12 protein-coding genes are annotated in these 21488 nt (G+C 62.8%); 9 read left to right on the top strand and 3 right to left on the bottom strand.

Features of this window, described 5'->3' with window-relative positions:
* The first annotated feature begins 93 nt into the window (after nt 1-93).
* Together N8H71_RS00450 and N8H71_RS00445 are read left to right on the top strand one after the other, a co-directional pair.
* Nucleotides 94-459 (top strand): response regulator transcription factor, encoded by a 366-nt coding sequence (locus N8H71_RS00450; RefSeq protein WP_262192278.1) that lies wholly within the window; start codon nt 94-96, stop codon nt 457-459.
* Between the two features lie 153 nt (nt 460-612).
* A complete protein-coding gene (locus N8H71_RS00445) occupies nt 613-1815 on the top strand; it encodes an NAD(P)/FAD-dependent oxidoreductase (protein WP_262192277.1) in 1203 nt (400 codons plus the stop codon).
* 164 nt (nt 1816-1979) lie between these two features.
* On the opposite strand, the gene ycaC is transcribed toward N8H71_RS00445, so the two are convergent.
* The gene (gene ycaC, locus N8H71_RS00440; RefSeq protein WP_007958138.1) at nt 1980-2612 is read right to left on the bottom strand and encodes an isochorismate family cysteine hydrolase YcaC; all 633 of its coding nucleotides are present in this window, start codon (nt 2610-2612) and stop codon (nt 1980-1982) included.
* 226 nt (nt 2613-2838) lie between these two features.
* On the opposite strand from ycaC, the gene N8H71_RS00435 reads away from it, so the two are divergent.
* Nucleotides 2839-4440 carry a sensor domain-containing diguanylate cyclase gene (locus N8H71_RS00435; protein WP_262192276.1) on the top strand — a complete coding sequence of 534 codons (1602 nt, stop codon included), beginning with the start codon at nt 2839-2841 and terminating at the stop codon, nt 4438-4440.
* A 77-nt stretch (nt 4441-4517) separates the two neighbouring features.
* On the opposite strand, the gene N8H71_RS00430 is transcribed toward N8H71_RS00435, so the two are convergent.
* Together N8H71_RS00430 and N8H71_RS00425 are read right to left on the bottom strand one after the other, a co-directional pair.
* Nucleotides 4518-9617: a YadA-like family protein gene (locus tag N8H71_RS00430; RefSeq protein ID WP_262192275.1), complete on the bottom strand. Its 5100-nt coding sequence runs from the start codon at nt 9615-9617 to the stop codon at nt 4518-4520.
* A gap of 257 nt (nt 9618-9874) precedes the next feature.
* A complete protein-coding gene (locus N8H71_RS00425; RefSeq protein WP_262192274.1) occupies nt 9875-14980 on the bottom strand; it encodes a YadA-like family protein in 5106 nt (1701 codons plus the stop codon).
* 275 nt (nt 14981-15255) lie between these two features.
* Between N8H71_RS00425 and N8H71_RS00420 the strand changes: the two genes are divergently transcribed.
* From N8H71_RS00420 to N8H71_RS00395, 6 genes are all read left to right on the top strand, one after another.
* Complete coding sequence (locus tag N8H71_RS00420; RefSeq protein ID WP_262192273.1) at nt 15256-16554, top strand: EAL domain-containing protein; 1299 nt, start codon at nt 15256-15258, stop codon at nt 16552-16554.
* Nucleotides 16555-16700: 146 nt separating this feature from the next.
* Nucleotides 16701-17360 carry a response regulator transcription factor gene (locus tag N8H71_RS00415; RefSeq protein WP_262192926.1) on the top strand — a complete coding sequence of 220 codons (660 nt, stop codon included), beginning with the start codon at nt 16701-16703 and terminating at the stop codon, nt 17358-17360.
* A 2-nt stretch (nt 17361-17362) separates the two neighbouring features.
* A complete protein-coding gene (locus tag N8H71_RS00410; RefSeq protein WP_262192272.1) occupies nt 17363-19783 on the top strand; it encodes an ATP-binding protein in 2421 nt (806 codons plus the stop codon).
* A 96-nt stretch (nt 19784-19879) separates the two neighbouring features.
* On the top strand, nt 19880-20386 hold the full coding sequence (gene msrA, locus N8H71_RS00405) for a peptide-methionine (S)-S-oxide reductase MsrA (protein ID WP_262192271.1): 507 nt from the start codon (nt 19880-19882) through the stop codon (nt 20384-20386).
* Between the two features lie 160 nt (nt 20387-20546).
* Complete coding sequence (locus N8H71_RS00400) at nt 20547-20813, top strand: hypothetical protein (protein ID WP_262192270.1); 267 nt, start codon at nt 20547-20549, stop codon at nt 20811-20813.
* 72 nt (nt 20814-20885) lie between these two features.
* A complete protein-coding gene (locus tag N8H71_RS00395; protein ID WP_262192925.1) occupies nt 20886-21488 on the top strand; it encodes a DUF4157 domain-containing protein in 603 nt (200 codons plus the stop codon).

Raw genomic sequence — 21488 nt, 5'->3', positions numbered from 1 at the left:
TACCCATGTATGGTGTGCGGCGATTCTCTACAGCGTATTTTGCAACCTGGGGCTGACTTCATTCCCGCCCCGTGCGAATACGCAGGTATTGAAATGTCCTCTACCGCTGTCATTACGATTGTCGATGACGATGAATCCGTGCGCACTGCTCTCGATGGCCTGTTGCGGTCGAGTGGTTATACCGTGCGCACTTACGCCAGTGCCGAAGCATTCCTTGCGTCCGATGGACCGGACGTTGCGTCCTGTCTGATTTCCGATATCCAGATGCCGGGGATGTCGGGCATTCAACTGCATAAAATCCTGCTGGAAACGGGCACGAAAATCCCGACCATTTTCATCACCGGCAACCCCAATATTGCCCTGCTTCCTGAGGCCAGGTGCTTGCCCGTTTTCCCCAAACCCTTTCATTGCGGCGAGTTGCTGAAGTGCATCGAACGCCTTCTCGGCGACCGCTCTTAATACTTCGGTATAGTTTTCTAAAACCCATGGGTGCCCAGACTAACCCCATGTTGAATGGTTCGCTCCCCTCGCCCTCATTAACATCCTCTCCAGCGACGCAAACCTCGCCCTGTTACAACCCACCCATTCATTCCTGCAGGCTGGAGAACACTCATGAAACAGCAAATTCTCATCATCGGCGCCGGGTTCGCGGGTGTCTGGAGCGCACTGAGCGCTGCCCGCCTGCTGGACCAGCATGATCGCAATGACGTTCAGATCACGGTGCTGGCACCGCAAGCAGAACTGCGCATTCGCCCACGTTTCTACGAGCCGGACGTACACACCATGAAGGCACCGCTGGGTGATCTTTTTGCGGCGGTCGGCGTGAAGTTCGTGCAGGGCGTGGCCGAGAGTATCGAGTCGGGCAACAAGCAAGTGGTCTACCGCGATCTGTCGGGCACCCAGGGCACACTCAACTACGACCGCCTGGTGCTCGCCGCCGGCAGTCGCCTGATGCGTCCTGATCTGGCCGGTTTCGCCGAGCATACCTTCGATGTCGATGAAATCGAGTCGGCCACACGTCTCGAAGCGCATATCCGCGCCCTCAAGGATCTGCCGGACAGCCCGGCGCGCAATACCGTTGTGGTGGCCGGCGGCGGCTTCACCGGGATCGAAACCGCCACCGAAATGCCGGCCCGCCTGCGTGCCGTGCTGGGCGACGACGCCGACATCAGGGTGATCGTGGTGGATCGCAGCAAGGACATTGCCGCGACCATGGGCGACGGCATTCGTCCGTCCATCATCGAAGCGTCCGAGCATCTGGGCATTGAGTGGGTGGTGGGCGCAAGCGTCGCCTCGGTCGATGCCGGCGGCGTGACCCTGGCGGGCGGCCAGCGCATCGAATCCAGCACTGTGATCTGGACCGTAGGCTTCAAGGCAAGCCCGTTGACCGAGCAAATCAACGGCAGCCGGGATCGTCAGGGTCGCCTGTCGGTCGATGGCCACCTGAAAGTGCTCGGCAGCAGCGGAATCTATGCCACGGGCGATGTGGCCTATGCCGCCACCGACGATCTGGGCAACTTCGCCGCGATGTCCTGCCAGCACGCTATCGCGTTGGGCCGTTACGCCGGCAACAACGTGGCAGCGGACCTGATCGGGGTCGAGCCGATGACCTACAGCCAACCCAAATACGTGACCTGCCTGGACCTCGGTGCCTGGGGCGCCGTGTACACCGAAGGCTGGGATCGCCAGTTGAAACTGGTGGGCCAGGAAGCCAAGGAACTGAAACAGCAGATCAACTCCGTCTGGATCTACCCACCGGCGGCTGACCGCGCCACCGCCCTGGCAGCGGCCGACCCGCTGATCCCGGTGGCCTGATAGCGCAAAACCGCTGCTCCGATACCCTGCCCGGCCAACTCCTCCTTGTTGAGCCGGATCTTCCCAGACGCCCACCTTGATATTTTGGTGGGCGTTTTTTTTTGGTTTTCTGCAAACAACAAAAGCCTGCTTTTCAGGGCAGGCTTTCGTTTTTACGCGTCAGATTATTTCTGATGAGCCGTCAGTGCCGCGTAGCCATTCATCAGGTTGCGATAGTTGGGGATGCGCTGCGACAGCAGATTGCCCAGGCCTTCGATGTCGTTGCGCCAGTCGCGGTGCAGTTCGCAGGCCACCGAGAACCAGTTCATCATTTGTGCGCCGGCCTGGGTCATGCGGTTCCACGCGGCTTGCTGCACTGTGGTGTTGAAGGTGCCGGAAGCGTCGGTCACCACGAACACGTCAAACCCTTCCGCCAGCGCCGACAGGGTCGGGAACGCTACGCACACGTCGGTCACGACACCGGCAATGATGATCTGCTTGCGGCCGGTGGCCTTGATCGCCTTGACGAAGTCTTCGTTGTCCCAGGCGTTGATCTGGCCTGGGCGGGCGATGTACGGCGCGTCCGGGAACATTTCCTTGAGTTCCGGCACCAGCGGGCCGTTCGGGCCTTGTTCGAAACTGGTGGTGAGGATGGTCGGCAACTCGAAGAATTTGGCCAGATCGGCCAGCGCCAGCACGTTGTTCTTGAACTCGTTTGGCGAGAAGTCCTGAACCAGAGAAATCAGGCCGGTCTGGTGGTCGACCAGCAGAACCACGGCGTCGTCTTTGTTCAGGCGGTTGTAAGTTGGAGTGCTCATGTGTGAATCCCTTTTTAGTTGTGTGAGTTCGTTTGCGTTCAAGATGGGCACAGATTACTGACTCGCCTGAAAGCGATAAACCGTCTGAAAAGCGTTTCACCGTCAACCAGAAAAGGACAATCAGCCCGAATCAATCTGTCGATAACAGTGCTGGCCCCGATTAGCCGCCGATCCTTGTCATACTGTTTGCCAGCTGAAGATTCACAACGCTTTCAAGGAACAGTCGATGCCCGGACGCTCTCCACAAACGCCTGCCACAGACGAGCCAACGCGCACGTCCATCAAAACGGTGAGGGCCGGCTCGACGTTCCGGCTGACCGTGAGCTTCATGCTGATGGTGGTGGTGGCCTTTCTGGCGGTCGAGAGCTGGCGCACGTGGCGCGACTATCGCTCAGTGTTTTCGTCCGCGCGCGACTCGGTGACCAACCTCGCTCGCGCTACCGCGCAGCATGCCGAAGACACCATTCGCCAGGTCGATGTGGTCACGGCGGGGCTGGCTGAACGGGTCGAAGGCGATGGCCTGCAAAACCTCGACGTACCACGCATTCATAAATTGCTGGTGCAACAGTCGAAAATCATGCCGCAGTTGCACGGCCTGTTCATCTACGGCCCTGACGGACACTGGATCGTGACCGACAAAGAAGTAACGCCCGAGACGGCCAACAATGCCGACCGCGATTACTTCCAGTACCACCGCGACCATGATGATCGTCACGTGCGTATCGGCCAGGTGGTGGAAAGCCGCTCCACTCACGACCTGATCATTCCTATCTCCCGCCGCCTGAACAATCCCGACGGCTCATTCGCCGGCGTGCTGCTGGGCACGGTCAAGGTCAGCTATTTCGTCGACTATTACGGTGACTTCCGGATCGATGACAAAGGTGCGCTGGTGCTGGCCATGCGCGACGGTACGATCCTGGTACGAAGGCCGTTCATTGCATCGGTGGTCGGCAAGAGCCTGGCCAACAGCGAGATCTTCAAGACTTATCTGCCCAACGCCAGCGAAGGCGTCGCTCAAGTCAGGGCCGTGGTCGACGACACCGAGCGTCTGTACGGCTACCGCGCGCTGAGCACCTATCCACTGGTGGTGGAGGCCGGTTTGTCCCGGGATTCGATCATCGCGCCGTGGCGCCAGGACCTGCTGAAAAACGGTTTCGTGCTGGTGTTCCTGATTCTGGTGCTGGCCTGTTTCGGGCTGATCGTGCTGAGCCAGTTGCGCCAGCGCATGGCTATGGAGCGGGAGATTCGCTCGGCCCACAAGACCATGCGCGACATGGCGCTCACGGATAGCCTCACCGGTCTGGGCAACCGTCGGCGCCTGGATGCGGCACTCGCCGACGAGATTCGCCTCGCCCGACGTCAGGGCACCCCACTGTCGCTGATCATGCTCGATGTCGACTACTTCAAACGCTACAACGACCAGTACGGCCACGCCGCTGGCGACGACTGCCTGATCGCGGTCGGCGACGGTATCCGCAAAGCGGTCAAGCGGCCCTCGGACCTGGCCGTGCGCTACGGCGGCGAGGAATTCACCGTGCTGCTGCCCGATACCGACAGCACCGGGGCGATTCAGGTGGCCGAAGACATTCTGCAGACCATTCGTTCACTGAAACTGGATCATGCCGGGCACCCGCTCGGATACGTCACCGCCAGTGCAGGGATCACGACAGGCTATCCGGTTGACGAATCAGTGACGCCGACCGCGCTGCTGAAAGCGGCCGACACTTGTCTCTATCAGGCGAAACAGCAAGGCAGGAATCGCTGGTGTTCGGCAGATAAATCCGAGCGAGTCCAGTCGGTAGAGACCATGCCGCGCACGGACCGCTGACAGGTCATTCGATCCAGGACAACCCAACGTCCTTCACGCACCTGAGTAGCATCCTGCAGCAACAGTCACTCAAGCGACTACCAGTGATAGCCCACCCCCATCGTGACGGCATAGTCGCCGCGTGCAGTGCCGGTTCCCGTGGCACCGTAGGTCCAGCGACCGCTTTGTGAGCGGGCAGTCAGGCCGATTGCCACGGCGGGCTGGTTTTCGTATACCGCGCTCGCCATCGCCAGCATCGATTTGCCTGAAGTCGAAGCCATAGGCAATCCGGCCATCGCCATGGCCGAAGCAATGCCAGCGTAAACGTCCTCGCTCAATTGCCCGACCCGACGATCAGTGTAGGTAGTGGCCTGGCGCAAGGAGTGTTCTGCGGCCTGGCGGGATAGCGCGGAAGACTGGCGCAAGTTGATGGTATCTGTGGGCCGGGTCGCGTCGGCTACATGCGTGATCTGCCGCTCGCGTCCGGTACTGCCGACGGCAACGCTGTCGGCCCGGCTGGCTTGTGAGCCGGAACCGACGGCGACACTGTTGCTTGCGCCAGCCTTGGCATCGGCACCGATGACTGTGCCTTGATCCGCCGGGGTCTGCGCACCGGCACCGATGGCGACACTGCCGGCGCCACCCGCCTGAGCATTGGCACCCGCAGCCAGCGCCTTGCTCTGCGAGGCGGCGTGAGCGCTGTCGCTTTCATCGCCACGATTGTCCACGGCCACACCCGAGTGCTGCTGGTCAAGCAGGTCTACTCGCTGCTTCACGGCATTGAGCTGGCGACCGGTGACGGCGTCGCGACTCTCGGCGCTCAAATCACCGTCCTGAATCCCGCTCAGGGTCCGCGAGCCTTGCCCACCGTTCAGGTCAACGCGATTGCCGTCGGTGTCCCTGGCGATCTGGATATCGCCGGCGGTCGTATTCTGACGCACCAACCCTGCCCTGCCTTCGGTGGCCTGGTCGCGCAGGTCATGTACGTCGGCAGTTGCCTGCACCGCCTGCGCGTTCGCGTTGGCCATGTCGCCATCGAGCGCGGCGAATGCCTGGCCAACGTCGCCGGCTGTAATGCCGCGAGAGTCCAGAGTAAAACCTGGCGCATGCAGTGTTGCGTCGGCTTTGACAGCTGCACCACCCCCTATTGCATCAGCCGCTGCCTGACTGCCCGCGCGAGCTGCTTCCTGCAATCGGCCGAGCACGCTTTCTCCTTCTGCCAGCCCTTGCAGATGCCCCAGAGCACGCTGCGCGACTTGACCGGTCAATTCGGCACCGAGCCGGGCACTTTCAGCAGTCTGTCGGGCCTCGCTGGCAGTAGCCCCGGCGGTTTCGGCGGATAGCCTGGTGGTCTCGGCGGCCTGATGTACCTGTGAGGCGGCAGTCAGTGCATTGCTGCCCGTTGTCTCTGCACGGGCACCGCGTTCGCGGGCATCGCTGGCAAGATCCACAGCCTCGTCGGCAGTCCCCTTGACGCCATCGAGCTGGCGTTTGTTCACCGCATCGGTCGGCACCAGACCGTCTGCAAGATTACCGATACGGGCCGGGATATCGCGCTGTTCGCCACGGCCAGCGGTATAGCGCCCCGTTGTTTCATCCCACAGCAACGTATCGTCGCGCAGGTCACGGGCCTGAGCCCCAAGATCAGCAATCCCTCTGCCCTGTTCCTGCAAAACGGTGTTGATCGTGTGCAGGTTGCCGTCCAGATTGCTCAGTGCGTCGCCCACATTATTGTGTGAGGAAGGCGTCATGTTGCCGTCCACATTGCGCTGGCCGAGGGTGTAGGACGGCGCGACAGGATGGCCCTCGGCACCGATGCCTGCTCCGCCACCAAGTACACGGGCGAGAAAATCGCTGGCCGTGCCGGCAGCATTGCGGATCGCGTTGTCGATACGGTTAACCACTGTTTCACCCGCCCCCACTCCCTGCAGTTGATTCGCGCTGATGTCGGCGCTGGCCTTGGCGCTGTCGGCAGTCCCTTGGGCCGATTCAGCCGTGTGTCGGGCTACGGCGGCAGCATCGAATGCCTGATCGGCCGTACCCTGGGCAGCCCCGGCGTGCTGACCTGCGAGGGTCGCGGTTTCCTGCGCAGCATTGGCGGAGTCTCGTGCTGCATCAGCCGTTTTTCGTGCATTGCCAGCGGCGGTCACAGCGCTCTCGGCAGAATCCCGAGCAAGCCCTGCGACTTCGCTCGCCTGCTGCGCATCGTCCAGCGCTTCAGTGGCACTGCGCAGGCTGGTGTCCGCCGCGCGTTGGGCTTGAGTCGCCAGGTCCTGCGCATGTATCCCGGTGGTCGAAGCGGCATCGGCGACCTGATGGGCAGTGGCTGCCGAATCTGCTGCGCGACGCGCGACTCCCTCGGCGGACTCGGCGACACCTCTGGCGCCTTCGCCGATGACCGATGCGCGTTCAGCGGTTTGCTGTGCCTGTCCGGCGCCATGTCGAGCGGCACTGGCAGTGTCGAGGGCCTGATCAGCAGTGGCTTGCGCCGCGTTCGCGAATTGACGGGCATCAGCCGCCGCAGTGTCGGCCCGGGTCGCGGTTGCCTGTGCCGTTTCGGCGGATCTTCGGGCCTCGGCCGTTGAGGCCTGCGCTTGATCGGCGCGCTTTTCAGCACCTTGTGCAGTCTGCCGTGCGGCGTCCGAGGCGCTCACTGCCGCGATGGCATCTGCATGCACTTTGTCGGCACCGGCGCGGACTGCATTGGCCACTTCCAGCGCCCTGTCGGCATGAGCCTGAGTGGTTTGCGCTGCGCTCAGGGCATCGGAGGCCGACACTTGTGCCGCTTGCGCCGAGACTTGCGCCGTCCCGGCGCGTTGCTGGGCTAACGCCGCCGACGCAGCCGCCTTGTCGCCGGCAGTTTGAGCGTTTTCAGCAATCTCCCGCGTCGTTGCGATCGAAGCCTGCGCCTTGTCCGCGTTGGCCAGGGCACCTTCAGCGGTCTGTGTGGCTACACCCGCATTGTTCAGGGCAGTGTCAGCCGAACCTTGTACGACGCCTGCGGCTGCACCAGCATCAATGGCGATAGCCGTAGCGTCGCTCCCGGTGGCTTGCGCGCTGTCCGCCGCAGCCTGTGCCGACGCGGCAGCCGCCCGGGCGCTGTCAGCCCTCGCCTGAGCCGTCTGCGCGGCGGTGCCCGCGTCGCGCCCGGTTTGTAAGGCGCTATCGACGCTGCGACGTGCGTCCTCCACAGAGGTTTGCGCCGCGACTGCCGCTTCTTCGGCAGCGGCAGCACTGCGTTGGACCTGCCCGGCCTCGGCATATACCAGGCTTGCGGTGTCACGCGCCAACTCCGTATGCCGGGTGGCCGCCTGGGTCTGGACTCGAGCGTCATCGGCGGCGCTGGCAGCGCGTGCGCTGTGTTCTTGCGCCGTGATCGCGAGCTGGTCGGCCTGTGCCGCCTGTTGTGAGGCCTGATCGGCATCGCGCTGGGCGTGCTCAGCTGCTTGCCGGGCCTGCGCAACTGTGTCGTTGGCGGCACTGGCATCACCTTGAGCAGCATCCGCGGTAGCCTGCGCCTGAGTGGCGTCATCGTTGGCGGAGTGGGCAGTGGCTTGTGCGGCATCGGCGGTCTGACGGGCCTGGGCGGCATCACGTTCGGCCTGAGCTGCAGTGGCCCGCGCCTGTCGAGCAGCCGTCTCGACTTCGTTCGCCGATTGACGGGCCTGAAGGGCCAGCGTGGCGGCGGCATCGGCGGCCTGCCCGGCGTCCAGCGCTCGACCCTCGACCACGTCCAGCTGACCTTTGTTGATCGCATCGGAGCTTGCCTGACCGACAGCGAGGTCGATGATCCGGTTGTGCCCGGCGGCGCCGTGGGCTGCATCATAGGCGCCCGTCTCAGCGTTCCAGCGCAGGCGACCAGCGACATTCAGTTGGTCGAAGGCCAGTGCCGTGGCAAAGGCGCTGTCGAACACCTGGCCCAGTTGTTTGTCGGTGTTGGCATGAGAACGATCCAGGGCTGTGAGTCCACCGAGCAACGAAGTCGGCTGAGGTACGCCGGGCTCGAGGCTGACCAGCGACAGCGGCGGCAGCACCACGCGACTGTCCTCACCCAACGGTCCGCTGCCCAAGGCATCGGCCACTGATTGACTGGCGATCGCTTCACGGTCGCCAAGCCGCTGGATGGCGGTGTATCCGGCAAATAACTGAGCCCCGTTGATGGCATCGGTGCTGGTCGGGTTCACGGCGCCCGGCGCGAGGTTGAGCAATGGACGAGTGTTCGCTCCACCGATGCTGAAGGTACTGACAGCCTTGCTGCTGTCAAAGCTGTACGACGTGCCATTGAGTATGACGGGGGCGACCTCATGCAGTGCCACTGCCACGCTGTTGTTACCCAGCGCGACGGCTGCGGCAAGAGGGGCCTGGGCGGAGAATCCAAGCGCAAGACTATTGTCCTGCGCCGCAATGGTGCTGCGCCCCAATGCCACCGAAGAAGCACCGCGAGACTGGGCGAAACGCCCACCGGCAAATGACGAAGGACCACCGGCCAGCGATGAGGCACCAAAGATGGTCGCGCTCTCACCGGATGCAGTCGAAGCCGACCCGAACGCCAACGCAAAAGCCCCGGTGGCCGAGGCACGGTTGCCGAAGGCAATGGCGTGGGTACTCGTCGATCGGGCCTCCTGTCCAAACGCAATACTGCCGGGCACGGTAGCCTGGGCAGTGCGGCCGACAGCCATGCCGCCGTTGCTGGCGAGCACTTCGTTCTGGCCGATCATCAGACTGCCGTCTGCCATGCCCAGCATCAGGCGGCCACTGTTGACGTATAGCTCGCCCCCCAATGACAGCGAAGTCACACCGATCCCCTCAAGCTCCGCCGGACGATAAAACAACGCCGTGTTGGTCTGCCCGTTCTTGTTGCCGGGGGGGCATTTGCCAGATGCGCCATCCTTGTAGGTCAGCGTTTCGCCCAGGTAGATGCCGGCAATGGCAGAGGCGCTGCCGGTGCTGAAGCTTGATTGGGGATCGTTGAAACTCAGGCATTCGGAATCGTTGTTCGCGTTGATGTGTACACCGTTGCCGGCCAGCGTCACGGACGGCACCAGCAACGCCGACAACCCCGTCAGGGTCAACAGGCCCAGTCCGTGCCAGTCCTGCAGCGCGTTGCGGTGAAAGGCGCGAATGATCGCGCGAATAGGGTTGAGCGGCATGACACACAGGCTGGTCGCCTGCCACGCGGAACACGAAATGACTTTCACGATAACTGACCCTGTGGCGTAAACGGGTGCGCGCCGGCCGCAATCACGTCACGGCGGACAACAGGCCGAAACGCTCGGGAAAACGGGGTGGCACCGACTGGGCCCGTCAAACGACGGGCATTGATTCATCGAGCGCTGATTGTGCGCAGCGCAAAAGGGCGAGAAACATCGGACTGCTCCTAAAACCACGCGTAGCCTGACCTGCGCCGGCGGCGGATTGCGCCGGCCCTAGGCCCAGTCCTATCGAGATAAATCGCCTACCACTCGTAGCCGACCCCGACCGCCATGCCGATGCTGCCCTGGCCGTTTCCGGAGCCATTGGCCTTGTAGGCCCAGGTGCCATCGGCGCTGCGTCCGGAAAGCCCCACTGCCAGGCTCGACTGGCCTTCGTAATACGAGGTGCCCATGGCCACCATGGATTTCCCGGGGGACGAGGTCGACGGCAAGGCCGCCATGGCCATGGCCGAGGCGATACCGGCGAAGGCTTCCTGACGCAGGGCGCCGATTTGTCTGTCGGTGTAGGCGTTGGCCTGCTGGCGCGACTGCTCGGCGGCCTGATCGAACATGCGAGTGGCCTGACCGAGGTTCACCGCATCGGTGGCCTCTGTGCCCTCGGCGACATGGGTGATCTGCCGCTCGCGACCGACACTGCCTACCGACACGGTATCGGCGCGCGTGGCCTGCGAACCGGCACCGAGTGCCACGCTGTTGGGCGCACTGGCTCGGGCATCGCTGCCCAACGCGGTGCTGCGCGCCCCTTGAGCGGTAGCGCCGGCCCCCACAGAGATGCTGCGTTCACCAACGGCTTGAGCGTCACTACCCAGCGCCACTCCACGGCTGCCCGGCGTGGCGCGGGCACGGTCACTGCCGTCGCCCCGACTGTCGACGGCCATGCCCGTGGCTTGCCGGTCAAGACGCTGAATCTGCTGCCCCACCGCGTTCAACTGCCGTCCCGTCACCGCCTCGCTGCTATCGGCGCTGACCGCGCCATCCTTCACCCCCGTCAAGACTCTTGGCCCCTGACGGCCCGCAAGATCGACACGGGTGCCATCGGCATCACGGGCGATCTGGATGTCGCGGCTGTCCGGGGACTGACGCACCAGACCGACCTCGCCTTTGTCGAGCTGTTCACGCAAGGTGCCGACTTCGGCGCCAGCCTGCCCGGCCCTGGCTTGCACCGTTGCCAGCGAACCGTCGAGCGCCTTGATTGCATCACCCACCGTGTTCGACTGAGTAACGCCTGTATTGGCGATATCGGTCAATTGATAAGTCGGCCCGCCAAGGCTGCCATCGGCCCGCACCACCGCGCCGCCGCCCAGCGTGTCGGCCAGTGCCTGGCTGCCGGCACGGGTTGCCTGCTGCAAACGGCCAAGCACGGTTTCACCCTCACCAAAACCTTGCAGGCGTGCAGCGGCGCTGTCGGCGCTGGCTCTGGCGTTGTCGGCAATGTCCTGCGCGACCTCCGCAGAGCGCTGTGCCGCACTGGCAGCCTGGGTTGCGTTGTCGGCGGTGCCTTGCGCCACACCCACAGCCTGTTGCGCAGCCTGTGCCGAACGCGCGGCATCGTCGGCCGTACCTTGAGCACGGTCGGCGACTTGCCGGGCTTCGCTGGCCGCATTGCGGGCTGAAACAGCGGTGTCCTGTACGCCATCGAGTTGGCGTTTATTGACCGCATCGGTCGGTGCGACACCGTCGGCCAGATTACCGATATTCGACGGTACAGCTCGCTGCTCACCCCGCCCTGCGGTGTAGTGCCCCTGGGTTTCATCCCACAACAGACTGTCATCACGCAGGCTGCGAACTTCGCTGTTCAAACCTTCCAGCGCCTGGCCCTGTGCCTGAACGCCGGTATTGATCGTTGCCACATTGCCATCCAGCGTACTCAATGCGTCCCCGACATTGCTGTGCGCCGACGGACTCACACTGCCGTCGGCGCCGATCTGTCCGAGGGTGTAATTCGGCGCGGTGGGTTGACCATCGGAGGTCACACTTGCACCGCCGCCCAGCACTTTGGCGAGGAAGTCGCTGGCAGTGCCGGCGGCGTTACGCACGGCACTGTCGATACGCTGGACCACCGTTTCGCCCTCATCGAGTCCCTGCAACTGACTGGCGGCACGGTCAGTGCTGACCTTTGCGCTGTCGGCGGTGAGCTGAGCCGCTTCGGCAGTGCGTTGGGCGGTGCCGGCTGCACCGACAGCATTGTCTGCCGTGTTCTGGGCATTGGCGGCGGCTTGCAAAGCCTGGCTGGCCGAGCCCTGCGCGGCGTTGGCGGTGCCTTGCGCCAGATCGGCCGCCTGTTGCGCGCTCGCCGCCGAGCCCAGTGCCGTGTCGGCAGTGCCCTTCGCAGTGTCCGCTGTCTGACGCGCCGTGCCGGCCAGCTCACGTGCGCTGTCAGCAGTGCCTTGCGCATGGTCAGCCGTCTGCTGTGCACGGGTGGCAGAACCGAGTGCCGTGTTGGCGGTGCCTTGAGCACGTTCGGCGGCCTGACTCGCATCGCCGGCTGAAGCAAGCGCCGCATCGGCGCTGCCTTGAGCCTTGTCAGCGCTCGCTTGCGCCGAGGTTGCCGTTTCCAGTGCCGTGCTTGCCGTGGTTTGAGCACCGTCAGCGGCCTGGTGCGCGGCAGCGGCCGAGCCCAACGCGGTGTCGGCGGTGCCTTGAGCGGCTTCCGCAGCGCTGCGTGCCTGCCCCGCCGAACTCAGTGCGGAATCCGCAGTGCCTTGGGCTGCCTGTGCGGCTTGTTGTGCGCTGGATGCCGAGCCTAGCGCCGAGTCGGCGGTGCCTGCTGCACGCTCGGCTGCCTGCCGGGCGTTATCGGCGACGGAGCGTGCGTCAGCGGCGTTGGTCTGTGCGCTATCGGCACGTTCACGGGCACGGTTGGCGATCTCCAACGCGGTATCGGCAGTGGTGTGAGCACTTTCAGCGGTGCGTTGCGCCGTACCGGCCGTGGTGCGCGCACCGTCAGCCGTGCCCTGGGCCGTATCGGCGATTTGCTGCGCGCCAGCAGCAGCGGTCAAAGCGCGATCAGCGGTAGTCTGGGCGCCTTCGGCAGTTTTCTGCACATCGCCTGCGGCAGCCAATGCGCTGTCGGATTTTTCCAGCGCTGAGTCGGCAGAACGCTGTGCGCTGCTGGCCGCCTCCAATGCCCGTGTTGCGGTGCCCTGCGCCGCACCGGCCGCCTGCTGTGCATTCGAGGCCGATGACAATGCCGCGTCCGCTGTACCTTGAGCAGCCTGAGCGGCGTTTTGCGCAGTGGCCGCCGACGCGAGTGCGGTGTCAGCAGTGCCTTGCGCCGCTGCCGCTGCCTGCCCCGCCCCGGAGGCCACTTGCAGCGCTTCGCCGGCAGCGGTTTTGGCGGCGCTGGCATCTTGCCGGGCGGCGGACGCTACTGCATTGGCGCCGTCGGCCGTACCCTGGGCGGCGATGGCCGTGGTTCGCGCACTGTCAGCGGTGTCCTGCGCTTTGCTGGCGGTGTCTTGTGCGGCCTGAGCCCCCTGCCGCGCCTCGCCCGCCACGCCCAGCGCATCGTCGGCAGTGCCTTGTGCGCGGGTTGCAGTGGCCTGCGCGGTCGCAGCAGCGCTCAAGGCACCACCGGCCGTTTGTTGCGCCGTTTCGGCGAGTTTCTGCACGTCGTTGGCCGAGCCTTGGGCGCGGGTTGCGGTTGATTGTGCAGTGTCGGCACTGCGTTGCGCATTGGCGGCGGCCGTCGCGGCATTATCGGCGCTGCCCTGGGCCTTTTCCGCCGCCGCACGCGCTCCGGCGGCCACCTGCACGGCAGCGTCCGCGCTGCCCTGGGCGGCATTGGCAAGCACTTTGGCATTGTCGGCACTGCCCTGAGCGGTGGCAGCATTGGCCTTGGCTGTGTCGGCCGTATTGAGCGCACTGTTGGCGATGCCCTCAACCTTATCCAGCTGACTCTTGTTGACCGCATCGGTCGCCGCCACACCCGCCTCGACGTTGGTAATACGGTTTTGCGCTCGGGCGCCCTGACTGGCGGTATAGGCCTGTTGCTCATCGCTCCAGCCCAGGTATTTCTGAAGTGCCGCCAACCGGACTTTCTCGGCGGTATCCTTGGCCAGTGCATCAACATCGTTCAATGCATTGCGCGTGGTTTGATGGGACTGGTCGAGCGCCTTGATCCCACCGAGCACGCTGGTCGGCTGGCTGACGCCCTCCCCCAGACTGGTCAATGACATCGGTGCAAGAACGATCTTGCCGTCCTTGAACCGGGTGCCTTCTCCAAGCGCATCAGCCACCGACTGGCTGGAGACCAGTTCACGATCGCCGAGCTTCTGAATGGCGTCGAAACCAGCGTTCAGTTGAGCGCCGTTGACTGCATCGGTGCTCGTCGCGTTGACCGCGCCGGGGGCCATGTTGACCAGCTGGCGAGTCTGATCGGCATTGCCGATGCTGACCACGCCCAGGGCGTTATTGTTGAACGTGTAGGTATTTCCATTGATCGTTACCGGCGCGACGGTATGCACCCCGGAGGTCGTCGCAGCGCTGCCCAAAGCCACGCTGTTGGCGTGCAGCGCCTGAGCGCCCGCACCTACCGCCACACCTGCCGTTGCTGCCTTGATCACGGCAGCACCAGCGCCCACCGCCACCGAGTTTTCGGCTTCGGCCTTGGCACCGCGACTGGCCGCAAACGATCCTCCGCCACTGGCTTCGGCGCCTGCGCCTATCGCGGCCGCTCGATCTCCGCTGGCCTTGGCCTCCGCGCCGACAGCCGTGGCGTAAAGGTTGGTGGCTTCAGCCTTGTAGCCGAAAGCATGTGCGTAATCATTCAGACTCTTGGCTTCGAAACCGGCCGCCATACCCCAGCCTCCCGTGCTCTGAGCACCGTGGCCGATAGCCGCGCTGTTGGTGCTGGCCTGGGTTTTCTCGTTACCGATGGCCATCAGGCCCGATGCCTGGCCAAGTATCATACGACCGCCGTTAACGTACAGTTCGCCGCCGAGGGTCAGCGATGTGGCCCCCTCGCCTGCAACGCCGTCCGGACGATAAAACAGTACCGAATCGGTCTGGGTAGCCTTCTTGCCTGAGTCGCACTTGCCAGAGGCGCCGTCCTTGAACTTGAGGTTTTCCGCCTGGTAGGACGCCGCCGTACCGTTATTGTTCTGTGGATCGTTGAGGCTTACGCATTCGCCGTTGGCATTGGCATTGACGTGTATCCCGTTGCCGCCGTGAGCATCGGCACTACCCAGCAGCGCCGAAATGCCCGTCAGGGTGAGCACGCCGATGGCAACCAGGCTGCGCTCGGATGTGTTGGCGCCCCAGCGCGAGCGCACCAACAGATGGATCGGATTCAGTGGCGCGTCGCGCAGAAAAGCGCTCGGCGAGTTGCAACGCGACGAAACATTCACAGTGACTCACCCTGTAGCTGGTTCAGGCGACGCTCACACGCCACCAAGGCCAGGTGCGCCACGCCATCAGGTATTCGCGGCGACCCTCGTTGGCGGCGGAGTCTGCGCAGTCGCGCTCGAGGCAGATATCGGACTGCTCCTAAATTTCGCGTCTTCACCACGCCACCCGTGACCCAAGGCGAACGACGCGAAAAGCGTTTTAGTCCCAGTCCTATAGGGCGAAATGATGGCCTATGGCTTAAATGCAGGCGTCTACCCACTACCGAGCAACCGAGATGGCAAATTCCGTCATCGCCGCCACGCGCCACTCTTTAACCTCACTGGTCGTATTCAGCAGCGACGAGCAATACGTGCAGCGCATGAGTGCATTGATCGGCGGCAGCAATCTTTTTCGCATCGAACACCTGGAATCACTGAACGGCCTGCTGACGCGGCTGTGCAAGCAATCCGTCGACATCGTCATCGCCGAGATCCATTGCGATCTCGTCGACGGCCTGATGTTGCCGTGCTGGATCGCCGAGCTGAACGCCTCGGGCCGATTGCGCAGCGTTCCGCACATCGTCTGGACGCTGCCGCCCCGTTCGACACCCGGCACCAGCCTGCTGAAGGCCGGCGCCGAGCATGGCTGGAGAACCACCGTCAACGGCGTATCGACCACCGCGCTGGCCTCCCATGCACGGCTGGCAGGTGCATCGGGCATCCAGGTCGAGATCGTTACCGAGGGCGATACCGATCAATTGCGTCAGGTGTTCGATAGACTTGCCGGCACCAGACATCCACTTCCTCGCAGGTCTCAGCCCGAGCGGGTCGAGCAATCACTCAGCGAGGATGACGTGGTGTCGGTGATGGCAACCGGCGAGGGGCTGCGCGTGGTTCTGCAACCACAATACGACCTGGCAAGCCGCCGGGTGGTCGGCGCCGAAGCCTTGATCCGCTGGCAACACCCGCGCCACGGTGATGTACCACCAAGCGTTCTGATCCCGATGGTCAACCGGCTGGGGCTGGATCTGCTGCTGTTCAGCTACATCGAGAAGACCGTGATCGAAACGCTTGGCCATCTCGACCGGCTGGGGATTGAAATCCCCATCGCCATCAATGCCTCGGCCCACACCCTGTGTGCAAATGGACTGGCGACGCGTCTCGCGGAAAAAATGAACAAAGCCGGACTGCCGACCGGGCGCCTGAAAATCGAGCTGACCGAGGAAGTGGTCGCCGACAACGAGCTGGCACTGTCGGCGTCAATCACGGCACTGCGCGCCAAGGGGTTTCCCGTTTCACTGGACGACTTTGGTGCGGGCGCCGCGACACTGGCGCTGTTGTCGCGCATGCCGTTCGACGAGATGAAAATTGATGGAGCGCTGGTCAGGGCAGTGGGGCAATCGCCGCAGTCGAGCCAGATCATTGCCGGCATTGTCAGCCTTGCCCGATTGTTCAACCTCAACCTGGTCACGGAGGGCATCGAGGATGTCGCCACGCTGGAGCTTCTCAGCAAACTGGGCTGCAACACGGGTCAGGGTTTCGCCCTCGCGCACCCTATGGAACGGGATGACTTTCTGAACCTGGTCGCGCCATAGTTCTCGGTCTTGAGCAACCCCTCGCAGCCGCCTGATGCACGCGGTGAGTCATCCGGAAGGAATCCATTTCCAGGCGCTAGTAACGACCCTTTCCATGGTCTTTAATTATCGGGTCGCCTGGCCCCATCGAGTGTCCATTGGCAGCTATGAAACCTCTACGCGTTGCGCTCCTCGACGACCACGCCATCGTTCGGCACGGACTGGTCAGTCACCTCAGCGATGAGCCGGGTATCGAGATCGTCGGTGTCTACGAGAACAGCCGTGAACTGATGCGTGGCATGGTCAGTGCGCCCGCCCACGTCCTGTTGCTGGATTTCGCGCTCGGCCGTGACGAACTGGACGGTGTGTCCCTGATCCGTGCCTTGCGCGCCCGATTTCCCGACTGCCGGATTCTGGTGCTGTCGACCTACCATGAGTCGGCCACCGTGTCGCTGGCGCTGCGGGTCGGCGCACGCGGTTTCGTCGGCAAGGATGAAGACCTGTCGGGACTGGTCAAGGCGATCAGGGTGGTCGCGTCCGGAGCCATCTATCTGAGCGCCGATATGTCGTATCAGGTCGCTGATGCCATCCGGCCTGCCGATGAAGATCAACAGACCGTCAGCGACAACGCCCTGCAACGTGCGGCGTTGTCGGCCCGGGAGCAGGAAGTGATCCGCTGCTATCTGGAGGGCATGACGGTGACCGAGATCGCCGAGAAGTTCAACCGCAGCATCAAGACCATCAGCGCGCAAAAGGCAACGGCGTTTCGCAAGCTGGGCGTGACGTCCAACAATGGTCTGTTCAAGATCATGAAGACCCTGGAGTAGCCATGAACTACAGCGGCTGCCTGCGTTTAACGTTGCTGCTCGGCAGCCTGTGTTGCGTGGCACTGCTGCCTCATGCCGATGCATCGCACACTCCGCTTGAACTCACCCCGCAGGAGCACGCCTGGATCGAAGCCCATCCGGTACTGCGCGTGGCAGCGCTCGATAACCTGACACCCATCGAATACATCGAAGGCGGACAACTGAAAGGGCTGTCCGCCGAATACCTGCAATTCATCGCAGACAAGACCGGTCTGCGCCTGGCGTTCATCCCGGCGCATTCGATCGAGGATCGTATCGCGCTGTTGATGAGCGGCAAGGCCGACCTGATTTCGACCCTGCGCCTGAACGGCCCCAGCGGCAACGACCCACGACTGCTCTACACCACGCATTATTTGAACACCACAGCCGTAGTGGTCACGCGCACCCAGCATCCACCGATTCTCTACAGCGACCAGCTGAACGGGCTGACCGTCACCCTGCCCTATTTCGACCGCTATCGCGACGTTGTGACCGCGCGGGCTCCCAATGCGAAGATCATCATTGGCGGGGGTGCGATGACCATGTTGCAGCAGGTGGCCGATGGCACTGCCGACGCGGCGGTGGCCACCGAGGCCTATCTGATGCCGTATCTCTACAAACGGTTTCAGGGGCAGTTGCAGATTTCCGGGGTGCTGACCGATATGGTCTCGAAGATCGGCATGAGCACCCGCGCCGACCAGCCCCTGCTGCACTCGATCATTCAGAAAGTCATCGACTCGATGACCCTCGACGAAGTCCGCGCCATCCATGCCTCATGGATCGACGACCACGCCACACGGAACCTGGCCCTGAGCGAAATTACCGATCACTATCCCCATGAAGTCGCCCTCGTGGGAATCGTGGTTTTGCTGCTGTTGGGATTGAGTTACCAGACCCACCGCATGCGTCAGCGGGCCGAGCGCAACGAACGGGAAAAAGCGATGTTCCTGGCGGTCATGAGCCACGAAATCCGCTCACCGATGAACGCGGTGCTGGCAGCCGTGGAGTTGCTGCACAACACGCCGCTGGATAAACAACAGCAACATTTTGTCGGTCTGGCCGGCACCGGGGCGCAGTCGTTGCTGACCCTGCTAGACGATGTGCTGGATCTCTCAAAACTCGATGCAGGCCAACTCAAGCTCGAACGGGAACCGGTGAATCTCCCGGCGCTGGTCCAGAACGTGGCTGACCTGCACAGCCTCCGGGCACGCGAGCGGCACCTGTCGATCAGCGTGGTGGGCGACTCCCAGGCGCCCTTGCTGATGCTCGACGACACACGTCTGGCGCAAGTGCTGCACAACCTGTTGTCGAACGCCATCAAGTTCACCGAGACCGGGGGTATTGAAGTCAGTTACCTCATCACCGAGACCAGTACACCCGGACTCAAGCACATTCGCATGACAGTGACCGACACCGGTATCGGAATCAGCCCGGAGGCCCAACAGCGCCTTTTCCAGCCATACAGCCAGGCGGCTCGCTCGTATCGGCGCTCCGGCGGCACGGGCCTGGGATTGGCAATTTGTCGCGACCTGCTCAAGCTCATGGACGGTGGGATCACACTCGACAGCGAAGTGGGCAAAGGCACGCGCATCGAAGTTTCACTGGTGGCCGAAGTGGCTTCCGCTGTAGAGATCGAAGCGGTAGAAAGCGAATCTCCGACGCCCCACCCGGGCACTACCCTCACCCACAACCTGCGCATTCTGGTGGTGGAAGACACACCCGCCAACCAGGCCGTATTGCAGGCGCAAATCGAAGGTTTCGGCTGCACCGCAGTGATCGCCCGAGATGGCGCACAGGCCATGGACTGTTTCGAGCAAAGCAACTACGACTTGATCCTGATGGACTGCGACCTGCCCGATCAGGACGGTTATTCATTGACGAGCATGTTCCGCATGATCGAGCGCGATGCCGGGCAGCCACCCTGCCCGATCATCGCGATTTCCGCCTCCACTGACAACGAACACATCAGCCGCTGTTTCGACGCGGGCATGGACGGCATCCTCGGCAAGCCGATCAGTCTCGGCAAGCTGCAAGACACCATCGAAGTGTGGTGCGGCGTACCTTTGACGCTGGTGCCCCGGCCTTTTGCAGAACAGGATCTGATGGCCGATACACGGATCATCGAGGCACTTGAACAAGACCTGCTGGCCTTGCTCGAAGCAATCACACTGCAGCAGCGTGAGCCGGCCCTGCATGCCGCCCATCGCCTGCACGGTGCCGCGTTGAGTATTGAATGGCCGAGCGTGGCTCGCGAGGCCGGTGCTTTGGAAAAATTGCTCAAAACCGGCACGACCTGGCAGGATCCGACCTACGCCCAGACATTGCAGGGCCTGATCCGGGCGTTGCGCTCACCTGAACGCAAAAGCGCTGCGCAGATAGAGCCAGCACCTCAATCGTCGGTTTGAGCACCGCTGATTTATTTGCTCGACCGACCTTGGAATCTGCCGACGCTCCCTCATATCAAGGAACATCTGCGACCCATTCGAGAGGAAGGACAAGCCATGACCAGTCAAACCGAAACCGCCATTCTCGCCGGCGGCTGCTTCTGGGGCATGCAGGATTTGCTGCGGCGCTATCCCGGCGTGCTGCATACGCGGGTCGGCTACACCGGCGGCGACGTGCCGAACGCCACGTACCGCAACCATGGCAACCACGCCGAAGCCATCGAGATCGTCTTCGACCCGGCCGTGATCAGCTATCGGCAGATTCTTGAATTCTTCTTCCAGATCCACGACCCGAGCACGCCCAACCGTCAGGGCAACGACCTCGGGCCCAGCTATCGCTCAGCGATCTATTACCTCAGTGAACAGCAACGCGATATCGCCGAGGACACCGCCGCAGACGTCGACGCCTCACGCCTGTGGCCAGGCCGTGTAGTCACTGAAATCGAGCCGGCCGGGCCGTTCTGGGAAGCGGAACCGGAGCATCAGGACTACCTCGAGCGAATTCCGAATGGCTACACCTGCCACTTCATTCGCCCGAACTGGAAGCTGCCGAAGCGCGGTTGAGGTGCAACGAGGTCGGTGCGCAACGCGGTGTTTGTCGCGTTGCGCCTGATCCCTTTCTTCGTCGTACCTGAGGTGCGAGACAGGCAATGCATCAACAACCCCCTAGCTTGATCTAGCCTTTGAAACTGCGCCCCTTCCTATTTTTTTATGAGCATGACCGATGACCTCGAAGCTGACCGTCGCAAAACTTTTAGGCCCTTGGTCAGGAGATGCCCCGACAGGGCTCACACAGCGCTGCAGAGAGGCCTGGGACACACCCATCGAGCAGTTGAGTGACCTGATGGTCGCGACTTTTCTGAATCAAAACATTGCTTATGAGCACATGTTCATTGAGGCGAAACGGCGCATGGACGCTGAAGAGCGTGATGACACCGAATATTTTGATGGGCAGCTTTTGGAAGCAATGAAACGAGTGCCAAAACAGTAAAGAAACACCAGTACTCCGGATCTGCCACCTGATAACCCGTAGACGGAATGCCTATGTATGGGGATCCGCAAAATGAAAGGGTCGTACACCGAGGGGCCTTTGGCGCGTCCCCCTTTTTTGTCCTTGGTCCTTTGCCTGACGCTTGCAGCACCGGCCCAGGCTGACCCATGCCCTGCCGGCGAAAAACAAGTGTGCCTCGACAGCTGCATTTGCCTTCCGGATCCGGTGCGCCTGTCTGAAGACCTTTTCCGGATGGCGGCACCGGTCCTGGCGCAGGGCTTGATCCAGGCCCGCGCCGAAGCCGCCAATACCGACATCAAACCGATTCCCCCGCACATCCGGGAGCAGCTGCTGCGCTGGTATGACCCCGCTGTCCTCGATGTCGTGCACTACAAAGTCACCGACGACGGCCAATACAACGCTGCCACGGCGATCCTGCAAAACCCTGATGTCGGTGCGGTGACGCTGATCGATATCATTCTGTTCCGCGACGCTGAGACCGCAGAACAGAACGTTGCGCTCTGGGCCCATGAGCTGAAGCACGTACAACAGTTTCAGGAGTGGGGAGTCGACGGGTTTGCTCAGCGCTACACACAGGATTTCAACGCGGTCGAGGCGCCGGCCTATGCGATACAGGGCGAGGTCAGGCGATGGCTGCGAACTGGCGCTGAATGA

It is taken from the genome of Pseudomonas koreensis, from assembly GCF_025447595.1.
GTDB classification, from domain to species: Bacteria; Pseudomonadota; Gammaproteobacteria; order Pseudomonadales; family Pseudomonadaceae; genus Aquipseudomonas; species Aquipseudomonas koreensis_H.
This window is presented reverse-complemented; position numbering and strand designations above follow the sequence as displayed.